14 protein-coding genes are annotated in these 16527 nt (G+C 48.0%); 8 read left to right on the top strand and 6 right to left on the bottom strand.

The window, feature by feature from the left end; genetic code table 11:
• The first annotated feature begins 178 nt into the window (after positions 1-178).
• Complete coding sequence (locus C9J03_RS08845; protein ID WP_044620714.1) at positions 179-985, top strand: AraC family transcriptional regulator; 807 nt, start codon at positions 179-181, stop codon at positions 983-985.
• Positions 986-1075: 90 nt separating this feature from the next.
• A complete protein-coding gene (locus tag C9J03_RS08840) occupies positions 1076-1573 on the top strand; it encodes an SRPBCC domain-containing protein (RefSeq protein WP_044620713.1) in 498 nt (165 codons plus the stop codon).
• Positions 1574-1640: 67 nt separating this feature from the next.
• On the opposite strand, the gene C9J03_RS08835 is transcribed toward C9J03_RS08840, so the two are convergent.
• Positions 1641-2540 (bottom strand): LysR family transcriptional regulator, encoded by a 900-nt coding sequence (locus C9J03_RS08835; protein WP_044620712.1) that lies wholly within the window; start codon positions 2538-2540, stop codon positions 1641-1643.
• A 128-nt stretch (positions 2541-2668) separates the two neighbouring features.
• On the opposite strand from C9J03_RS08835, the gene C9J03_RS08830 reads away from it, so the two are divergent.
• Positions 2669-2977: a monooxygenase gene (locus tag C9J03_RS08830; RefSeq protein WP_044620711.1), complete on the top strand. Its 309-nt coding sequence runs from the start codon at positions 2669-2671 to the stop codon at positions 2975-2977.
• 7 nt (positions 2978-2984) lie between these two features.
• The gene (locus C9J03_RS08825) at positions 2985-3356 is read left to right on the top strand and encodes a hypothetical protein (protein WP_044620710.1); all 372 of its coding nucleotides are present in this window, start codon (positions 2985-2987) and stop codon (positions 3354-3356) included.
• A 153-nt stretch (positions 3357-3509) separates the two neighbouring features.
• On the opposite strand, the gene yghU is transcribed toward C9J03_RS08825, so the two are convergent.
• A complete protein-coding gene (yghU, locus tag C9J03_RS08820) occupies positions 3510-4376 on the bottom strand; it encodes a glutathione-dependent disulfide-bond oxidoreductase (RefSeq protein ID WP_044620709.1) in 867 nt (288 codons plus the stop codon).
• Between the two features lie 288 nt (positions 4377-4664).
• Here yghU and C9J03_RS08815 point away from each other — a divergent pair, with 288 nt between their 5' ends.
• On the top strand, positions 4665-5666 hold the full coding sequence (locus C9J03_RS08815; RefSeq protein WP_044620708.1) for a substrate-binding domain-containing protein: 1002 nt from the start codon (positions 4665-4667) through the stop codon (positions 5664-5666).
• A 52-nt stretch (positions 5667-5718) separates the two neighbouring features.
• Here the strand turns inward: C9J03_RS08815 and C9J03_RS08810 are convergent, their stop codons facing one another.
• The 4 genes from C9J03_RS08810 to C9J03_RS08795 all read right to left on the bottom strand — a co-directional run bounded on the left by C9J03_RS08810 (position 5719) and on the right by C9J03_RS08795 (position 12805).
• Complete coding sequence (locus C9J03_RS08810; RefSeq protein ID WP_231580617.1) at positions 5719-7296, bottom strand: glycoside hydrolase; 1578 nt, start codon at positions 7294-7296, stop codon at positions 5719-5721.
• A 45-nt stretch (positions 7297-7341) separates the two neighbouring features.
• Positions 7342-8304 carry a hypothetical protein gene (locus C9J03_RS08805; protein WP_044620706.1) on the bottom strand — a complete coding sequence of 321 codons (963 nt, stop codon included), beginning with the start codon at positions 8302-8304 and terminating at the stop codon, positions 7342-7344.
• A gap of 22 nt (positions 8305-8326) precedes the next feature.
• Entirely contained in the window at positions 8327-9679 is a 1353-nt protein-coding gene (melB, locus tag C9J03_RS08800) for a melibiose:sodium transporter MelB (protein WP_044620705.1), read from the bottom strand.
• A gap of 69 nt (positions 9680-9748) precedes the next feature.
• Positions 9749-12805, bottom strand: coding sequence for a beta-galactosidase (locus C9J03_RS08795; protein WP_044620704.1), 3057 nt, complete (start codon positions 12803-12805; stop codon positions 9749-9751).
• Positions 12806-13231: 426 nt separating this feature from the next.
• On the opposite strand from C9J03_RS08795, the gene C9J03_RS08790 reads away from it, so the two are divergent.
• The 3 genes from C9J03_RS08790 (at position 13232) to C9J03_RS08780 (ending at position 16502) form a co-directional block, all read left to right on the top strand.
• Complete coding sequence (locus tag C9J03_RS08790; protein WP_044620703.1) at positions 13232-13543, top strand: discoidin domain-containing protein; 312 nt, start codon at positions 13232-13234, stop codon at positions 13541-13543.
• 110 nt (positions 13544-13653) lie between these two features.
• Positions 13654-15270 carry a phytoene desaturase family protein gene (locus tag C9J03_RS08785; protein WP_044620702.1) on the top strand — a complete coding sequence of 539 codons (1617 nt, stop codon included), beginning with the start codon at positions 13654-13656 and terminating at the stop codon, positions 15268-15270.
• The gene (locus tag C9J03_RS08780; RefSeq protein ID WP_044620701.1) at positions 15243-16502 is read left to right on the top strand and encodes an FAD-dependent oxidoreductase; all 1260 of its coding nucleotides are present in this window, start codon (positions 15243-15245) and stop codon (positions 16500-16502) included. The genes C9J03_RS08785 and C9J03_RS08780 overlap by 28 nt, the downstream gene beginning before the upstream one ends.
• The last annotated feature ends 25 nt before the right edge of the window (positions 16503-16527 follow it).

The raw sequence follows: 16527 nt of genomic DNA, 5'->3' as shown, positions 1-16527 counted from the left end.
AACTTCAACCTTCCCCACCTCAGCGAGATTGATGTGGCAACATGCCATCGGTTGGCAACTGTACGGTAATAGGATACGCTGGTCATGATTTCCTGCTATCGCAAATAAGATAACTTTTATCGGTAACAGGACAAAGCAACCTAAATTTTTATTCGCCAACCAAGATGGAAGGCTCGGCATGAGCAAGCAGACAAGCATCAAACCCCAGAGGCAGTACCGGCCAGTACCTTCGCTATCGGCACTTCCCCGCCCGGTCTATGCCCGTGTCGAAAACTGGCAGCAGTCGGGCAGCCAGACCCACTGGCATAGCCATGACTGGGGGCAATGGTCTTATGCCGTTGAAGGCATGCTCATCGTCCATACCCGGCAAGGCCAATATGTTGCTCCGCCACAGTTCGCGATTTGGATCCCCGAGGGAATCGAGCACAAGGTGATTTCCAACGGCGCCGCGCAAATGCGCAGCCTGTATATCGAGACCAGTTCGCTCGCCGAAATAGAGTGGCGCAGTCCTAGGGTGTGCAGTATTACACCTTTGGTCCGTGAACTGACTCTCCAGTTCTGCTCCCTTTCGGCCAATTATGATTGGGCCGGAGCAGATGGCCGATTGGCACAGGTGCTGATCGACCAAATTGCCAGCCTGCCACCCGCATCAACCCAATTAACCATGCCCAGCGACAAGCGACTTACTACGCTCGCTGAGCATCTCCAGCAGCATCCAGAAGAGCCAAGGGACATCGAGCAGCTCGGCGAGCTCGTTGGTTTGTCAGGACGAAGTGTCAGCCGGCTATTCAAGCAGCAAACCGGACTGACCTTCCAGCAGTGGCGCCAGAGGGCGAGATTGTTAGAAGCCTTGAACAAGCTGGAGTCGGGCCATGCCGTCACCCGCGTCGCCCTAGAATGTGGTTACGACTCCGTGTCTGCGTTTGTTTCTATATTCAAAAAACAATTTGGTGTGACCCCGGGAAAATACCTGCGCCGAGAATAACGATTCGCTCGCGGCCATTGCGGCAGCCAACTAGTGCAAACACGCTATTCGTATTAGTCTTTAAAGACCTTACAGTAAAAGGCGCTGACAATGACGACCAGCAAGGAAATCCATTGGCCTGAATATTACCACCCAAAGAATGCGCAATTGCATGTCAGAAACGAAACGCTCATTCCCGCCGAGGCCGAAACCATCTGGTCATGTCTCATCCATGCCCCATGCTGGCCGCAATGGGGACGAGCCCAAACCTCGGTTCAGATCCTCAATGGCGATGGTGTGGAGCTGCACAAGGGCACAATCTTTCGCTGGAAAGCCCGCACACTGCACTTTGATTGTACGGTGGTAGAGTATCTCCCCCATAAGCGGATCGCCTGGAAAGGCAAATGCGGTGATGTCGACATGTACCATGCTTGGCTGCTGGAGCCCACCGACAAGGGCTGCCTTATCTTGACTGAGTCGACCCAACGCGGCGGCATGACTTGGCTGACCAAGTTTTTCACCAGCCGCAATATCCATTCCTACCACCGCAGATGGCTGGATGAACTCAAGCAGCAACCAGAGTGCAAAAAACACAAAAAACAAGACTAACAATGGCCGAGATACGCAAACTCGATATTGAATAGCAGCCGTCTGAGTTCAATCCAGAGAAGGTTTGTCAGTTGAGCCTTTTTCTACCTGCATTCAGCAACATATCATAGAAACATTTTGCTGCTGGGCCTGTTTTCACGCCTTTGGGTAAAGTCAGGTGCAACGGCACTTGATAACGTTCGGCGTTTTCTATGCTGAGTACTACCATGCTGTCACCAGCACGGCTTTTTACGATGTGCTCTGGTAAACGGCAGAATCCCACCCCCTGCTCAACGGCTCGAAAAGCATGGTCGAAATTATCGACCGTGATTCGCTGGCGAGATTTCAACCAGCCAATATCTTGCTTACTGTTTCTATCACGTTCACCGCCTAAATCACGGACCACAATCTGGCTGGCGGTAGAGAGATCGCCAAAGCAAAGTGACGTTTTTTGTGCCAGAGGATGATGTGAAGAGATAACTGGAACCATGGAAATCACCCCAAAAGCTTCAGCAGGGTAGTTGGTAACCGGCAGATTAATGATAGCGATGTCCGCTTGCTCGCTAGTAACCATTTCTTGGGTCTTAGACAGCGAGGTTTCCACAACCTGAATCGACGTCGTGCTGTTTTGCGACAAGTATTCCGCCATCGGGTGATATAGCCATGCCGGATCACAAAGGTGATCGATAGCAATCGTGATTTCAGACTCTATCCCTTTGGCTATCTGTTCGCTCATCACCTCCAAATCACGCGCCTGCTCAAGCATGGCATTGGCCCTGCGCAGTAACGCCTGCCCCTCCTCCGTGAGAACGGCCCTTCGCTTTTGCACTTCTACCAATGAAACCCCTAATTGTTCTTCGAGCTTTTTCACCGCATAGATAAGCGTGGTATGGCTTTTGTTCAAGTTGGTGGCCGCTGCCTGAATACTGCCAGCACGATCAATCTCCTGCAGCGTCAGCCATTGATCGAGAGTGGTCTTTAATCTCATATGTCTAAATATTCCACATTTACCCGCAATATTATGAACTTTTCTGTTGGTTTTTTATAGATCAGAATGATCCCACAATTTAAAACGAAGCCGATGAAGCTGGCTTGTTCCAATGTGGAGATATAACAATGGCGAAACTACTACAGGTTGATTTTGAGTTTAGCGGTCCGTTTGGTAAAGAACTGTCCAGTGCATTAGCTGGCCTTGCCGAGTCAATTAACAATGAACCGGGCATGATCTGGAAGATCTGGACAGAGAGTGAAAACGATCAGCTAGGTGGCGGTATCTATCTGTTTGAAGACCAAGCGAGTGCACAGACATACCTAGATATGCACACAGCTCGTTTACAGCAAATGGGGATCAATAAAGTTCGGGGGAAGATTTTTGACATCAACCAACCGCTAACCTCAATAAATGAAGGCCCGGTCAATCAGTGAGGCAACGATGAACAACAAAACCTTTTTAACTCTGCATGGCGCAATTTACCTCGTCTTTGCCCTGGCGCTGTTCTTTGTACCAGGCCTAATGTGGCCAATGTATGGTGTCGAGCTCAATGACCAATATGCGTATTTCCTCTCGCAGCATACCAGTATCTTTCTCGGTGGAATCGCCGCAGTCAGCCTGATGCTCAGAGACATTGCGCCCAGTGCAGTGGCAAGAAGACTGTTTGCCGCTTTACTGGTCAACAACACTCTCGGTGCCATAATTACTGTTTATGCTGGCGTTAAGGGAATATTTACTGGCTTCGGCTGGAGCGATCCCGCTTTCTTTACCCTGCTTTCAGTACTGAGCTACCTACAACTGAAAAAACAGTAGGCTATCACCCTCATTGCCGAGCACATATGCTCACAACATAAACGCTTTGACCATCGAACCCACTACCTTTTCGGTAGTGGGCAACCCCAAGGTGACAGCGGTTCGCGAGCAAGAGTAGCACCTTCACCATCATCGGGTACTTGCAAGCTTTATTTAAGATGAAGAAGGCTTCAGCGCCAGCACCTCATCAATATCACTTGCGCTGTGGCGTTCTGCCACCTGCTCCCACTCTTCCCCCCAAGTGCGGTTGACCATTCGGCCCCGCTGGACAGCTGGACGGACCTCGATTTCTTTCGCCCAACGTACGACATGGGTGTACTGCTCGACTTGGAGAAAATCCGCCGCATCATACAGCTTGCCAAGCACCAGGTTGCCATACCACGGCCAGATTGCCATATCGGCGATAGAATACTCATCACCGGCCACAAAGGCGTTGTCTGCAAGCTGCTTGTCGAGTACATCAAGCTGGCGCTTGGCTTCCATGGCAAAGCGATCAATTGGATATTCAAGTTTCATTGGCGCATAGGCATAGAAATGGCCAAAACCGCCACCGAGATAGGGTGCAGAGCCCTGGAGCCAGAACAGCCAATTCATCACCTTTGTTTTGGCGTCGAGCTGTTGGGGAAGGAAATGGCCAAACTTCTCAGCCATATAAAGCAAGATTGCCCCAGACTCAAATACATTAATCGGCTTTTCTACCGAGTAATCGACCAGCGCGGGAATTTTAGAATTGGGGTTGACCTCGACAAACCCAGATGAAAACTGCTCACCATCGCCGATGCGCACCAAATGCGCATCATACTCGGCTTCTGATACCCCAGCAGCCAGCAACTCCTCCAGCATGATGGTGACCTTCTGGCCATTCGGCGTACCCATCGAGTAAAGCTGCAAGGGGTGAGACCCGATAGGCAAAGCCTGCTCATACCTGGCCCCTGCATCAGGCCGGTTAATGCTTGCCCACTCTCCACCATTTTCATTGTCGTACGTCCATACTTCAGGCGGGTTATATTCAGCCCCCATACGCTCATCCTCGCTTGCTTAATAGCACAACACCCAACTCAGCAATATCACCGCAACCGCCGCACCATTTGCCGTCGCTTAACACAACCGTTGGCCAAGTGTTTAGCATAACGCAAAACTCTTGATTCGCTATCCGCAGTCAAAGCGATTGAGAGACTCGGCTTTAACAAACAAACACCAGCCGACAACATGTGAAATGAGATTTGATTCTGAGGAAGATAAGTATAGTTGCAGCCCTTTTATGATATACTTTCAGCCCTTTAGCAAATCGAATAAGCAAGTTTCACCATGGCAAATATCAGAGATGTCGCAAAAGAAGCCAATGTTTCCGTCGCTACTGTTTCTAGGGTAATCAACAGGCTGCCACACACTAGCAAGACAGCGATTAAAGCGGTTAATGAGGCGATGAAAAAGCTTGGCTATAACCCGACAGAAAAAAGCAAGTCTTCCAATGCCCACTCTGCGCATTCCATTGGTGTCTTAGTTGCCGATGTATCGAATTCATTTTATGGTTTGATGGTAAAAGCGGTCGATAAAGTGGCAAGGGAGCAAAAGCGCCAGATCCTCATCAGCCATGGTTACCATAATGCAGACTATGAGCGTGAAGCGATAGAACTGCTGGTTAAAAATCGCTGTGAATCTCTCGTTGTGCATGCCAAGGGCTTGAGTGATGAAGAACTCATCAAGTTTGCCGATCAAATCCCTGGCTTGGTGATCATCAACCGTCATATACCCGCCATAGCCGACCGTTGTATTTCACTCGATAATGTCAAAGGCAGCTATCAAGCAGTGAGCTACCTTATTCAGCAAGGCCATAAGAATATTGGCTATCTTGCATCAAGCCATAACATTGATGATTCCATTGACAGAAAAGCAGGCTTTAGACAAGCGCTGGTAGATAATAACCTCAAGTACTCCGATGCCTTAGTTGTGTCAGGCGAGCCCGATGAAGCCGGAGGAGCGGAGGCGATGAGTAACCTGCTCGCTAAGAACCTGCCAATTACTGCAGTAGCAACCTACAACGATTTTATGGCCGCCGGCGCTATTTCAGTCCTGAGAGCCAATAATATTCGTGTGCCGGAAGACATCTCAATTATCGGTTATGACGATGCCGGAATTGCGACCTACCTTCAGCCACAACTGACAACAGTCCGCTATCCAATTCAAATCATGGCTGAGCAAGCAGCGATGCTGGCAATCGAGTTGGCATCAATGCAAACGCCCGATGATGCGGCAAACAATGTCTATATTCCGACCTTAGTTCCAAGAGACTCTGTCGCCAAACAATAAAAAAAGTCCGCTATTTGATAGCGGACTTTTTATTAACTGGCAGTACTAGTGGTTATAGCGTTGCCACGAAAGTGACTGTCGAACGCGGAGGTACGACATACTCGGCGTCTTTCTTCGCCAGGGCGACTTCTTCGAGATCGTATTCCTTGTTCGTTACGTAAGTTGTCAGTTGGCTGATTTTGGCCTCGTTGCCAATATCAAGATCCACACCTTCCGCTGTATCTCCCATATTGACCATCACAACGACCAGCTCTTTGCCTTGTGGTGAAAGATAGGCTGACGCCATAAGCCCTTTCAAATCATCATAGCCACCAAGCTCCACACGTTGATAGCCTGGACGGATGAATCGGCTGTAGTTACCCACAGTCCACATCATTTTGGAATCTTGAACCGTATCAGCATCAAGCGAAGGCGCAATTTTCACCATACCATCTTTATAATCGTAAGGGGTCAGACCCAACCACCAATGCCAAGCCGATGCATTCAACCTGGTTAGGTCGCGGTGAATGATCCTGCCGACATGCAATGCGTAGTCCATGTCATTGACATCAAAACCATGACCGTCAAAATCACGGACGCCGCCCGCGCCGCCAAGAATACTCATTTCACTCATCCAGATTTGGGCATCTGGCGATACTGCCTTGACGTTGTCATAGGTCATATCACGCAGTTTACCGAGGCGATCTGACCAACCATCAGAGAAATAGCCATGCAACGAGATCTGGTTGCCGATAATATCGCGGATTTCCTCATCACCAAGTAATTCATCAATATAGTTGCGGTATAAACCGACCCCACGAGAATTCATTCCATTGGTCTGCGATGAGCCATTAAAGTTGCGTTTATAGGAGTCGCGCAATGCCGCGGTGTATTCCACAACCTCACCACCATCAATATGGATATCGGCACGCAGCCCTGCATCGGTTAGCTTCTTATCCAAGCTTCGATAAACCGCTTTCACTTCCTTCATGTTATAGCGGTTCCCCTCTTGGGTTTGCCCCTCCCATTCCCATGTTGGCTCGTTAATCGGACTGATATAGTTCACCGGCACGCCCACTTCATCACTGCGAAGGTAAGTCAGCACATCAACAAGGAAGTCTGAAAAATCATCAACATGCTCTGGTTTTAGGTTTGTTGAACCCACACCATCTGCCGCTGTCGGGTGCGCCAGGCCATTTTTGGTCAAGTAATACGGTGGGCTATTTGAAAACGCGATAAAGTTATTCACGCCCCGCTGGTGAGCCTCTTGCATGAAGCGGATTTGACCTCGCTGCTTAGTTGGGTCGATCTCACCCCCTTGCTCAGGAACGAGTAGCTCGGCCCGACGCAATGGGTCACGGATGAAGCTCTCCGCGCCCTGCTCTGCACTACCGGCTCCGATATTAAAACGCCATGCTGATAAGCCAATACCTTTATCAGTGGAAAACAACATATCAGCTAGGTTAGCAATCGCCTGTTCATTGCCTTCAGACTGCCATTTGTTAATCGTAGGGTTGATAGACCAGGCATCCGACGCTCCGAAACTGTGGATGGTCTGCTTAGTGTCATTAATATCAATATCGAGCGTTGAAGCAAAGCCAGGTGTAGACAGTACTGAAGCAACTGCCATGGATAATAATAATTTTTTCATTTTTTATCTCGGGTACTATTTATTTTTAATGAAGAGCATCATGTATTAAAAGCTACGACGATAGGCCAACTTTACGAAAAAGTAGTCATCCGTCCACTGTTGCTGATTCCAATCATTCTCGAAGTTCTCTTTATCTTCCGTTTGATAATAGGTTTCAAATAATAGTTTTGATTTATCGTCGAGCTTATAATCTCCCCATAAACCAGCACGTATTCTCAGCTCATCCTTATTCCCGTAGCCCACACTTTCGGCTTCACGATGGAACGTGTAGCGCACAAAAGGGGTTAATGTCAGATCATTGAATCTTTGGGTATAATTTACGCGTAGCTGCCATTCAACTCGCTTATTTTCTTCCCAGTACCGATTATCATCACCATAATCATTCTGCTTGCTTACTTCACTGTATAGCGTTGTTTGTAACGTTTTATCCCAAGACAGATGCGTGCGCAGGCCAAAATCTAGCTCATGGTAGTAGTCCCAGTAGTCCTCTCTGCGATCGTTATTGGCAGGATCTTGGCAACCGTTCTCACCGACACAATCCTCTCCTCGAGGGCGATTGTGGCTACCGACAGGAGCAATAAACCCGTCAAGGATCAGTTCGTAGTCCTCGGCTAGGCGATACGCCATGTTATTGTAGAATCTATATTCGGTACGACGCGTATCATTGGCATACATCTCGTTACGTATTTGAAATTTCGGTCCCCACCAAAGACCAATATCTTCGTACCATTCAGACAAGCCAATTGCTAGATCCTGACGGGCACGGTTATTCCAAGTTCGCTCATCACTCTGGTCCATATGACGATAACTAAAGTTAGCGTATAAAAACAACGATGAATCATCGACTGGATTAAATTCGAAGGCAACGTATGGCACATGGTTCGTACGCTGAGGTTGGTCCCCCCAATCTTCATATTCACTACCGATTTCAACATAAGCCGAATATGCAGATGTCGATGCAAGTAACGAAGCACAAGCTAAAAGTGTAGGGCTACTAAGGTGTTTCATAATTTTCCCTTTATATTGTTATTTATACTGCTGTAATTTTTTCAACGACCATACGCTGGTATTCGCCGTTTAACTTATATGTTTTGACGTAGATAAATGCACTCATTGCGACCAACAATGTCGGAATACCAATCATCAAGATGCGCAAGCCAAGAATTGTTTCAGCTGCCTGCTCAACATTCGGAACGTAGCCAATCATGGTAAGTCCGATACCCACGAAAAAGCCTGACAGGGCCCCGGCGAATTTCACCAACATAGTCTGAACCGAGAAGATAATACTTTCGCTGCGGTGGCCAGTTTTATACTCACCATAATCCACAACATCTGCCAGCATAACCGTTGAAAGACCATTGGATAGACCGCCACCGAATTTCAATGCCGCACCGGCGACACCAACCAAAATGCCATTTTCTGGCGCGAACAGGCCAGTAAAAATAAGTACTACGCTACAGAGCATTGGGAAGCCACATGCCACCAACCACATATGCTTTCGATTAATGATGTTACACAAGCGAGGGAATAAAAATACACCGGCAATTTCAGCCACACCCGAAAGTAGTGCAAACATCGGGAATAAGTCTTCTCGGCCAATAGCATAAGTAAAGTAGTAAATAGCAAATCCACCAACCAGCTGGATGGCAATATTAAAACTTAAGACAACGCCGATGAGAGATTTAAGCTGGTCGTTTTCACTAATAATCTTCTTCACATCATGAAGACTAAATTTTTCGGTGGTAACTTTTTTATCTTTTATGACTTCTTTGACATTAAAGAAAGTAATGAGCGCACTGGCAATAAACGCAACGACAATTGCAAGACTCAAGTATAAAAAGCCACTGCCTTTGTCTTCACCACCAAAGAAACCAACCACATAGAGGCCATAAGTACCCATTAACATCCAAGCAAAGCTGGCAAACAGGCGCGGCCATACCACCAGCCTTTCACGCTCTGCCCGTTCTTTCGACATGGATGGAATCATCGACCAATATGGAATATCCATGATGGTATAGGTAATACCCCAGAGTATATAGGTAACCGTGGCGTAGACATATAAAGCCATCCCCTCGAAGTAATGGGTGCTAAACACCATCACCAGAAATACCGAGTTGACTAAGGTGCCAATGACAATCCAAGGCCTAAATTTACCAAATCGTGAACGGGTATTATCTACCACCATTCCCATAATAGGGTCTGTTACGGCATCAACAAACCTGGCGACTAAAAATAGTGTACCGACAAATGCCGCAGGAATACCAGCAACATCGGTATAATAAAACATCAGGAATATATAAATAATCGAACAAGCAAAGTCTTTACCTAAAGCCCCTAAGCCATAAGACACTTTAGTTTTTAACGATATTACGCCTTCAGACATAATGTAACCTTTGTTATATGGATTGAAAATACGCCTGCCTATTTCTAGGCAGGCAGTTTTGTTTATTTATTATTTCAAAGTGATAGCCCACTGATATTCAGGCTGTTCTAGTCGATATTTCGGTAGTACACTCGGCGTCCAAGAATCATCACCGCCAAGCCCCATATGGAAACCATCAATATACACATACAAGCCATCATGCGGCTGAAGCTCGAAGGTATGTTTGGCTTCGGCTAATTGCTGTTGTCCATATTTCGAGACACTGAAATGGAATTGCCCACCAACTTCGACCGTACCAAGCTGCAGGCTGGTACAATCGCAGCGCAACCCATTATCGCTAGGGAAAATATATGGCGTATGCATCTGTGTTAATGGCTGTAGCCAACGGCCAATGTCAGCACTTGCCTTGCGATCCGGGTAATTCTCGTGAGGACCCCGCCCTTGCCACATGACTTGCTCAGGTGCGGTATTCAAGCGCATCACGGCGCCTATACGCGGCATCGGAGGCAAAGCCGGATCCAATTTGACATCAATATTTACTCTCACCTCACCATTCCCGACAAAATGCCATGTCCAGCAGGTAGTGATTAACAAGTTGCCCTTGCTCGAGTAGCCATGATGGGCAATCACTTCACCTCGCTCTGGCAAAACCTCCAGTGACAGACAACGATGGCTCAAGTCAAACAGTCCAGCCTGCTGCCAACGAACCACCCAGGCATTTGGGTCTTGGTAGTCCACTTCACTGATACCGATATCATTATCTATTGGAGCGCGGAAGAAATTGTCAACCAAAGGTGAAAAGAGCTGCGGTACCTGATCCTTCTCCCACTGCGTGAGCAAACCTGTCGATTTACAAATCTCCCAACTCTGCCCTGCCGACATCACTTGCCAGCTTGTCTCTGTTTCGGTAAAAGCAGCATTGCTTGAGCTCTTAGACACGGCAAGTTCACTCGGCAACTTCTTAGGCAGAGCACATTGATGCTGGGCAACCGTATGGTTCGCTGGCGACCAACGGGTTTCACCGCGTTGCACCACCGAAATATCAAGGTAGGCTTGCTGAGACATATCAACAGACTGCTCGGCCAGCACATATTCACCACAGCTATTTGGTGCCAGATGCAAGTCCTGCTCACCCGCTGTAATTACTTCACCTTCGCTATGGATTTTCCATGAAAGGTAATGGTCAGCTGTTGCCACAAATAAGTGCTCGCTGTGCACCTTGACAGTAAGTGGCTGGAAACTAACAACCTCAAACTGGAAAGGCTGGTGTACTCGCTTGGCCTCAAGTAGTGAAGGGTGAGGAGTGCGGTCGGGGAATACCAGGCCATTAATGCAGAACTGGCGGTCATTGATTTCATCACCGAAATCCCCCCCATAAGCCCAGTACTGCAGGCCATCATCACTGGTTTTTTCCAAGCCCTGATCGACCCAGTCCCAAATAAAGCCGCCCTGAAGACGCTTGTGTTTCCTAAAGCAGTCCCAGTATTCCTTATAGCCCCCTAAGCTATTACCCATCGCATGGGAGTACTCACAAAGAATAATTGGCCGGTTTTCATTTGGTAACCCCACCCACTTTTCTAGAGACCACTTGGGATCATCGCTATGACCTTGCTCTTGATCGCGGTCGGTTCTCGCATACATTGGGCAAATAATATCGGTCGCGGCGGTATCGGAGCCTCCTCCCTCATATTGGATCGGGCGGGATGGGTCACGACGTTTAGTCCACTGGTACATCGCATCATGAGCAGCACCATAGCCAGACTCATTGCCTAGCGACCAGATAATAATGCAGGGGTGATTGTAATCCCGCTGTACCATGCGGATCATACGTTCAAGAAACGCATTCGCCCAGAGAGGATCATCGGCCAGATACCTCATTGGAGAAACACCATGGGTTTCAATATTCGCTTCATCAATTACATACAACCCCAGTCGATCGCAAAGGGAGTATAGGCCTGGCTGATGAGGATAATGAGAACAACGTACTGCATTAAAGTTATTCTGCTTCATCAACTTAAGATCGTGCTCAACCATTGCTAACGGCTCAGCATGGCCTTTGGTCGGATGATGTTCATGCTTATTGACGCCGCGGATCACCAATGGCTTACCGTTCAGGCACAGTTGCCCATCCAGCACTTCAACCTTTCGGAAACCCACGTCATAAGCTTCACTTTCGACATCACCGCCAACTGGATCAACCAAGGTTACAACCACACGATACAGGTTAGGCTGTTCCGCGCTCCACTTTTGAGGATTGCTAACGTCTAATTTGAGCATGCATCGGTCTTTGTATGCTCCCCTTTCATCGATTGGCTTCGTTCCCATCACCATGCTTTGGGTCACAACGACACAGTCATCGCTATCGTAAAGCGTGGCGCGAACCGAGTGATTATCAGCACAGTTAGCCTGTACCTCGACTTTCAAGCTGCCATCAAGGTAATTGGCATCTAAGTCGGGGGTAACATTGACGTCTGATATATGGGATAACGGTTTATTGAGCAGTTTTACTGAGCGGAAAATACCGCTCAACCACCACATGTCCTGCCCTTCCATATAGCTACCATCACACCAACGCATAACCATTACAGCAAGGGTGTTAGTTCCTTCAATCAAGTAAGACGACAGGTCAAATTCAGCTGGCAAACGACTGTCTTGAGAATAGCCAACCCAGCGCCCATTACACCAAAGTGAGAACGCACTATTTACCCCATCAAACACGATGCGTGTTTGTGTTTTCTCCTGCCAGCCTGATGGCACGTTAAAGGTTCGATAGTAACAACCTGTTGGATTGTCTTCCGGCACAAGAGGAGGGTTACACGGAAAAGGGTATTTTACATTGGTATAAATCGGGCGGTCGTATCCTTGCAGCTGCCAGTTACCTGGAACAGTAATTTTACTGCTCTCTGCGAGACCTTGCTTATGCCATTGTTCCGGAACACTTTCTGGCGATTCGAACAGCGCAAAATCCCATTCACCATCGAGCGGCATTACGGATGAGCTGGATGAATCTTTCAATGCTGCTTGCTCGGAGCGCCAGCTAAATAAAGGGGCATGCCCTTTCAAGCGGTTGATCCCCGTCACTTCTGGCGACTGCCAAATTTTATGTCCTGTCGTATTTAACATCATACTGCCTAATTAATACCGAATGAAACTTGCAAGAATACTAACCACATACCGGAATAAAAGAAGTGATCAACCGCACATAACTGTAACTGTTACAGAAAAATATTCATTGAGCAGCAAATAAAGCACAGTCACGTAATCAAGAAAAAAACACACAAACGAATACAAAACAATCAATTACCGCATCAAAAAGCCATAAAAAGCACAAATAATCGACAAGAATGCTGTTCTTTCCATTCCAGACATCATGGCCCTTGGGATATTGAAGCCAAGCCACAAACTGATACCACAGGAGGTGTTACAGTTTTTGTTACAGTGATTGTTGCAGGATAAGTGTTACATCACATCGAGGTAATACCCTAGGCTTCTAAATCAGATCTCAATGGGGCAAGAGGCAGTGCAAGCTTAAGGATGACGGGCTGGCCGACAATGTCACGGCCTTTACATTTTCTGAGTTCGGCCAAACTATGTTTCGACAAACCACACCAGCTTCACACCTTGAAAGTGGCGCAAAACAAAGGAGACCAACGTCAGTACTTCTTTACCGTCGAATATAGCGAGGACGGAACGGTATTTAACAGGCTCACCGAAATCATTACGCCGGGAAATAATGATCTGCTCGTTGAACTACCTTTAGGGAGTGTTTCGGCCCAAAGTATCCGCTTAGTCTGTAACGGCAACAACGACCCAGACGACAAGCGCCTAAGGGAATGGAACAATTTCAGAATCATTGAGGCATAGACTGCTACTATTAGAGTGAGATTTTACCTAGCGGGTTGTATGGATTGATGGACTTGTCTAACTTGCTGGCACTTTGATGATAATGCAACCTTAACTAAAAGGTGCACGATATGATTGGCAGAGGGTACAAGGATTACATTAAATCGGCTCAGGCTACAGACACACGGATCTTTGATACCATCATAATCGGCTCTGGGACCGGTGGAATGAGTGCCGCTTCCTTTTTAGCCCAAGCCGGCAAGCGCGTGCTTCTGCTAGAGCAACATACCGTACTCGGCGGATATTCCCATACGTTTAGCCGCAAGGGATATGTCTGGGACGTTGGCTTACATTATGTGGGGCAAGTTCATATCAAGGGCACTGCACTAAACAAGGTGTTTCGCTATATTTCGCAAGACCAGCTCCAATGGGCACCCCTCGATGACATCTATGACCGGGCAATCTTTGGTGACGACGAATACGAGTTCCCGAGAGGACGGGAAAACCTTAAGGCGAAACTAAAACAATACTTCCCCGCCAAGCAGGACAAGGCCTCGATCGACAAGTACTTCGCTTTACTCGATCAAGCCCAACAACTTGGTAGCGGCTATTATGTCGAAAAAACCCTCCCCCCGTTTCTAGCCAAACTCTTCGGCGACTTTCTCCGCCGCAGCACACTCAAGCTATCCGACAGAACCACATTGGAAGTATTAAGGGAAATCACTGACAATCCCAAGCTGATTGGTGTATTAACCTGCCAATATGGTGATTACGGTTTAGAGCCATCGAAGAGCAGCTTCTATATGCATGCTCTGCTTGCCAATCACTATATGGAAGGGGCCGGTTATCCTGTAGGCGGGGCTTCGAAACTCGCCGAGTGTGTTGTTCCAATTATTGAGCACTCGGACGGGGTGGCCCTAACCCAAGCCGATGTGCGCGAGATTATTGTCGAAAACAATAAAGCAATAGGCGTCCGCATGAGTGACGGTGAAGCCTTCTACGCCAGTACGGTTGTCAGCGCCACCGGCATTGTCAGTACCTACTCATGCCTGCTGCCTAATGAAGTACGCCAGCAGCACCAGCTCGACACCCTCATAGACAAGTTCGAGCCTGCCACGGCACATGCCGGATTATATATCGGCATCAAAGAGCCGCCATCGGCACTGAACTTGCCCAAATGCAATTACTGGATTTTTCCCCAGCAGTACGATCATGACCGAGGGCGCGCTGAGTACAAGGATTTCTCCTGCCCGCTTCCGGTCGCGTTTGTCTCGTTCCCCTGGGCAAAAGATCCTGCCGCACAGCAGGCACACCCCGGCAGAAGCACCGCCGAAGTGGTGATTCTGGTGCCCTATGGCTGGTTTGCCCAATGGGAAAATACAACATGGCAGAAGCGGGGCGAAGAGTATAATGCGCTCAAAGAGCATCTCGCACAGCAAATGTTAGAGCAGCTGTACCGTGTGGCTCCGCAGCTGAAAGGAAAAGTCGATTATTACGAAGTCTCGACCCCGCTCAGTACAAGCCACTTTTCCCACCACCAGCAAGGTGAGATCTACGGTCTCGCCCACTCACCGCAACGCTTCCGGCAAAAATGTCTGCGCATACATACCCCGGTAACCAATCTATTTCTCTCGGGGCAGGATGTGATGACGGCAAGCATCGCCGGCGGCACCATGGCAGGGCTACTTTGCGCGTCGACAATTTTAAAGAAAAATTTACTATGGACCGTCAACAAAACAATGAGATAGATCTGAATCAGCGCATTGCCATCCTAGGGGCTGGCGCGGCAGGGCTCACTGCTGCTGAAGCTCTGAAACAAAAAGGCTATCAGCATATCACTGTCTTTGAGCGCACCGATCATGCCGGCGGAAAATGCCTCAGTGTCGATATCGCCGCAAAAACCTATGAACTTGGGGCGGGAATTTTGACCGAGAATAACACCGTGCCTCTTCGGTTGGCGAAAAAGTATGCGATCCCCTTTGAACGGGCACATTTTGGCCAGAGTATCTTCGTTGACCAGAACGGCCAGCCCATCCCTTCGCAGTCATTGGCGCTCAAACTCAAAGTGCTTTGGCAACTGTTCTTTCGCTATCGGCGTATACTCAAACGGTACAACGAGCTGGCGTCCCCCGGGTTTCGCAATCTTTCCCCGGCAATTACCTTGCCCTTTGATCAATTTTCAAAAAAATACAAAATTAGTGATTTAGCCAATGTCTTCAGTTTATTTCTCTCCAGCTTTGGCTACTGTTATTCCGATCATGTGCCAACCGCCTATGTCCTTAAGTACGTCAACTGGAAAACGATTGTTGCCTACTTAAAAAATCAAGTGTACACCTTTCCCAACGGCATACAGGGGCTATGGACCCGTGTCGCCAGACAGCATGATGTTCGATTCAAGGCAGAAATAAGCCAAATCAGCCGGGCTGAAACCATAACAATTGACACAGAGTCCGGGAGAGAAGAGTTCGACAAACTGATTGTGACAACGCCTTTGGACGAAACCGCGTTGTTTATGGACTTGAGCCTGCAAGAGCAGACACTGTTTAAAAAAATCCAGTACCTGGACTACCAAACCATTCTTTGCACGGTTAACAATTTTGTTGAAAAAACCGGCTACGTGCCAGAGAACTTTTGTCGAGAGCGAGAAGGCCACCCCGTATTTTGGTACTACCGTCATGCCGGGCAGCCCGTCTACTCTTTTTATGTTCTAACCGATAAAAACATCAGCGAAAAAGAAGTCACCGACAACCTGCGAACGTTTGTCCATCAAATGGGTGGCGAAATAGAGTCTGTCCATCAATTCATTCATTGGAAATACTTTCCCCACGTCGAAACCGATGAGCTTAACAAGGGGTTTTACGACAAGCTCAATCAGCTACAGGGAAACCAGCACACCTTCTACGCCGGCGAGATCCTCAATTTCAGCTGCGTGGGCTTCACCAGTGAATATGCCGAATACATCGTAAACCAGCATTTTTAATAAGGGCTGAAAAGACTGTCGTCCT

It is taken from the genome of Photobacterium gaetbulicola (assembly GCF_003025515.1).
In the GTDB taxonomy this organism is placed as follows: domain Bacteria; phylum Pseudomonadota; class Gammaproteobacteria; order Enterobacterales; family Vibrionaceae; genus Photobacterium; species Photobacterium gaetbulicola.
The sequence above is the reverse complement of the archived record's forward strand: the minus strand, read 5'-3'. Positions and strand labels throughout refer to the sequence as shown.

What these genes read in the sequence shown, in the direction of transcription:
- C9J03_RS08845 (WP_044620714.1), top strand. Translation starts at nt 179, where the DNA reads ATGAGCAAGCAGACAAGCATCAAACCCCAGAGGCAGTACCGGCCAGTA.
- C9J03_RS08840 (WP_044620713.1), top strand. Translation starts at nt 1,076, where the DNA reads ATGACGACCAGCAAGGAAATCCATTGGCCTGAATATTACCACCCAAAG.
- C9J03_RS08835 (WP_044620712.1), bottom strand. Translation starts at nt 2,540, where the DNA reads ATGAGATTAAAGACCACTCTCGATCAATGGCTGACGCTGCAGGAGATT.
- C9J03_RS08830 (WP_044620711.1), top strand. Translation starts at nt 2,669, where the DNA reads ATGGCGAAACTACTACAGGTTGATTTTGAGTTTAGCGGTCCGTTTGGT.
- C9J03_RS08825 (WP_044620710.1), top strand. Translation starts at nt 2,985, where the DNA reads ATGAACAACAAAACCTTTTTAACTCTGCATGGCGCAATTTACCTCGTC.
- yghU (WP_044620709.1), bottom strand. Translation starts at nt 4,376, where the DNA reads ATGGGGGCTGAATATAACCCGCCTGAAGTATGGACGTACGACAATGAA.
- C9J03_RS08815 (WP_044620708.1), top strand. Translation starts at nt 4,665, where the DNA reads ATGGCAAATATCAGAGATGTCGCAAAAGAAGCCAATGTTTCCGTCGCT.
- C9J03_RS08810 (WP_231580617.1), bottom strand. Translation starts at nt 7,296, where the DNA reads ATGAAAAAATTATTATTATCCATGGCAGTTGCTTCAGTACTGTCTACA.
- C9J03_RS08805 (WP_044620706.1), bottom strand. Translation starts at nt 8,304, where the DNA reads ATGAAACACCTTAGTAGCCCTACACTTTTAGCTTGTGCTTCGTTACTT.
- melB (WP_044620705.1), bottom strand. Translation starts at nt 9,679, where the DNA reads ATGTCTGAAGGCGTAATATCGTTAAAAACTAAAGTGTCTTATGGCTTA.
- C9J03_RS08795 (WP_044620704.1), bottom strand. Translation starts at nt 12,805, where the DNA reads ATGATGTTAAATACGACAGGACATAAAATTTGGCAGTCGCCAGAAGTG.
- C9J03_RS08790 (WP_044620703.1), top strand. Translation starts at nt 13,232, where the DNA reads ATGTCACGGCCTTTACATTTTCTGAGTTCGGCCAAACTATGTTTCGAC.
- C9J03_RS08785 (WP_044620702.1), top strand. Translation starts at nt 13,654, where the DNA reads ATGATTGGCAGAGGGTACAAGGATTACATTAAATCGGCTCAGGCTACA.
- C9J03_RS08780 (WP_044620701.1), top strand. Translation starts at nt 15,243, where the DNA reads ATGGACCGTCAACAAAACAATGAGATAGATCTGAATCAGCGCATTGCC.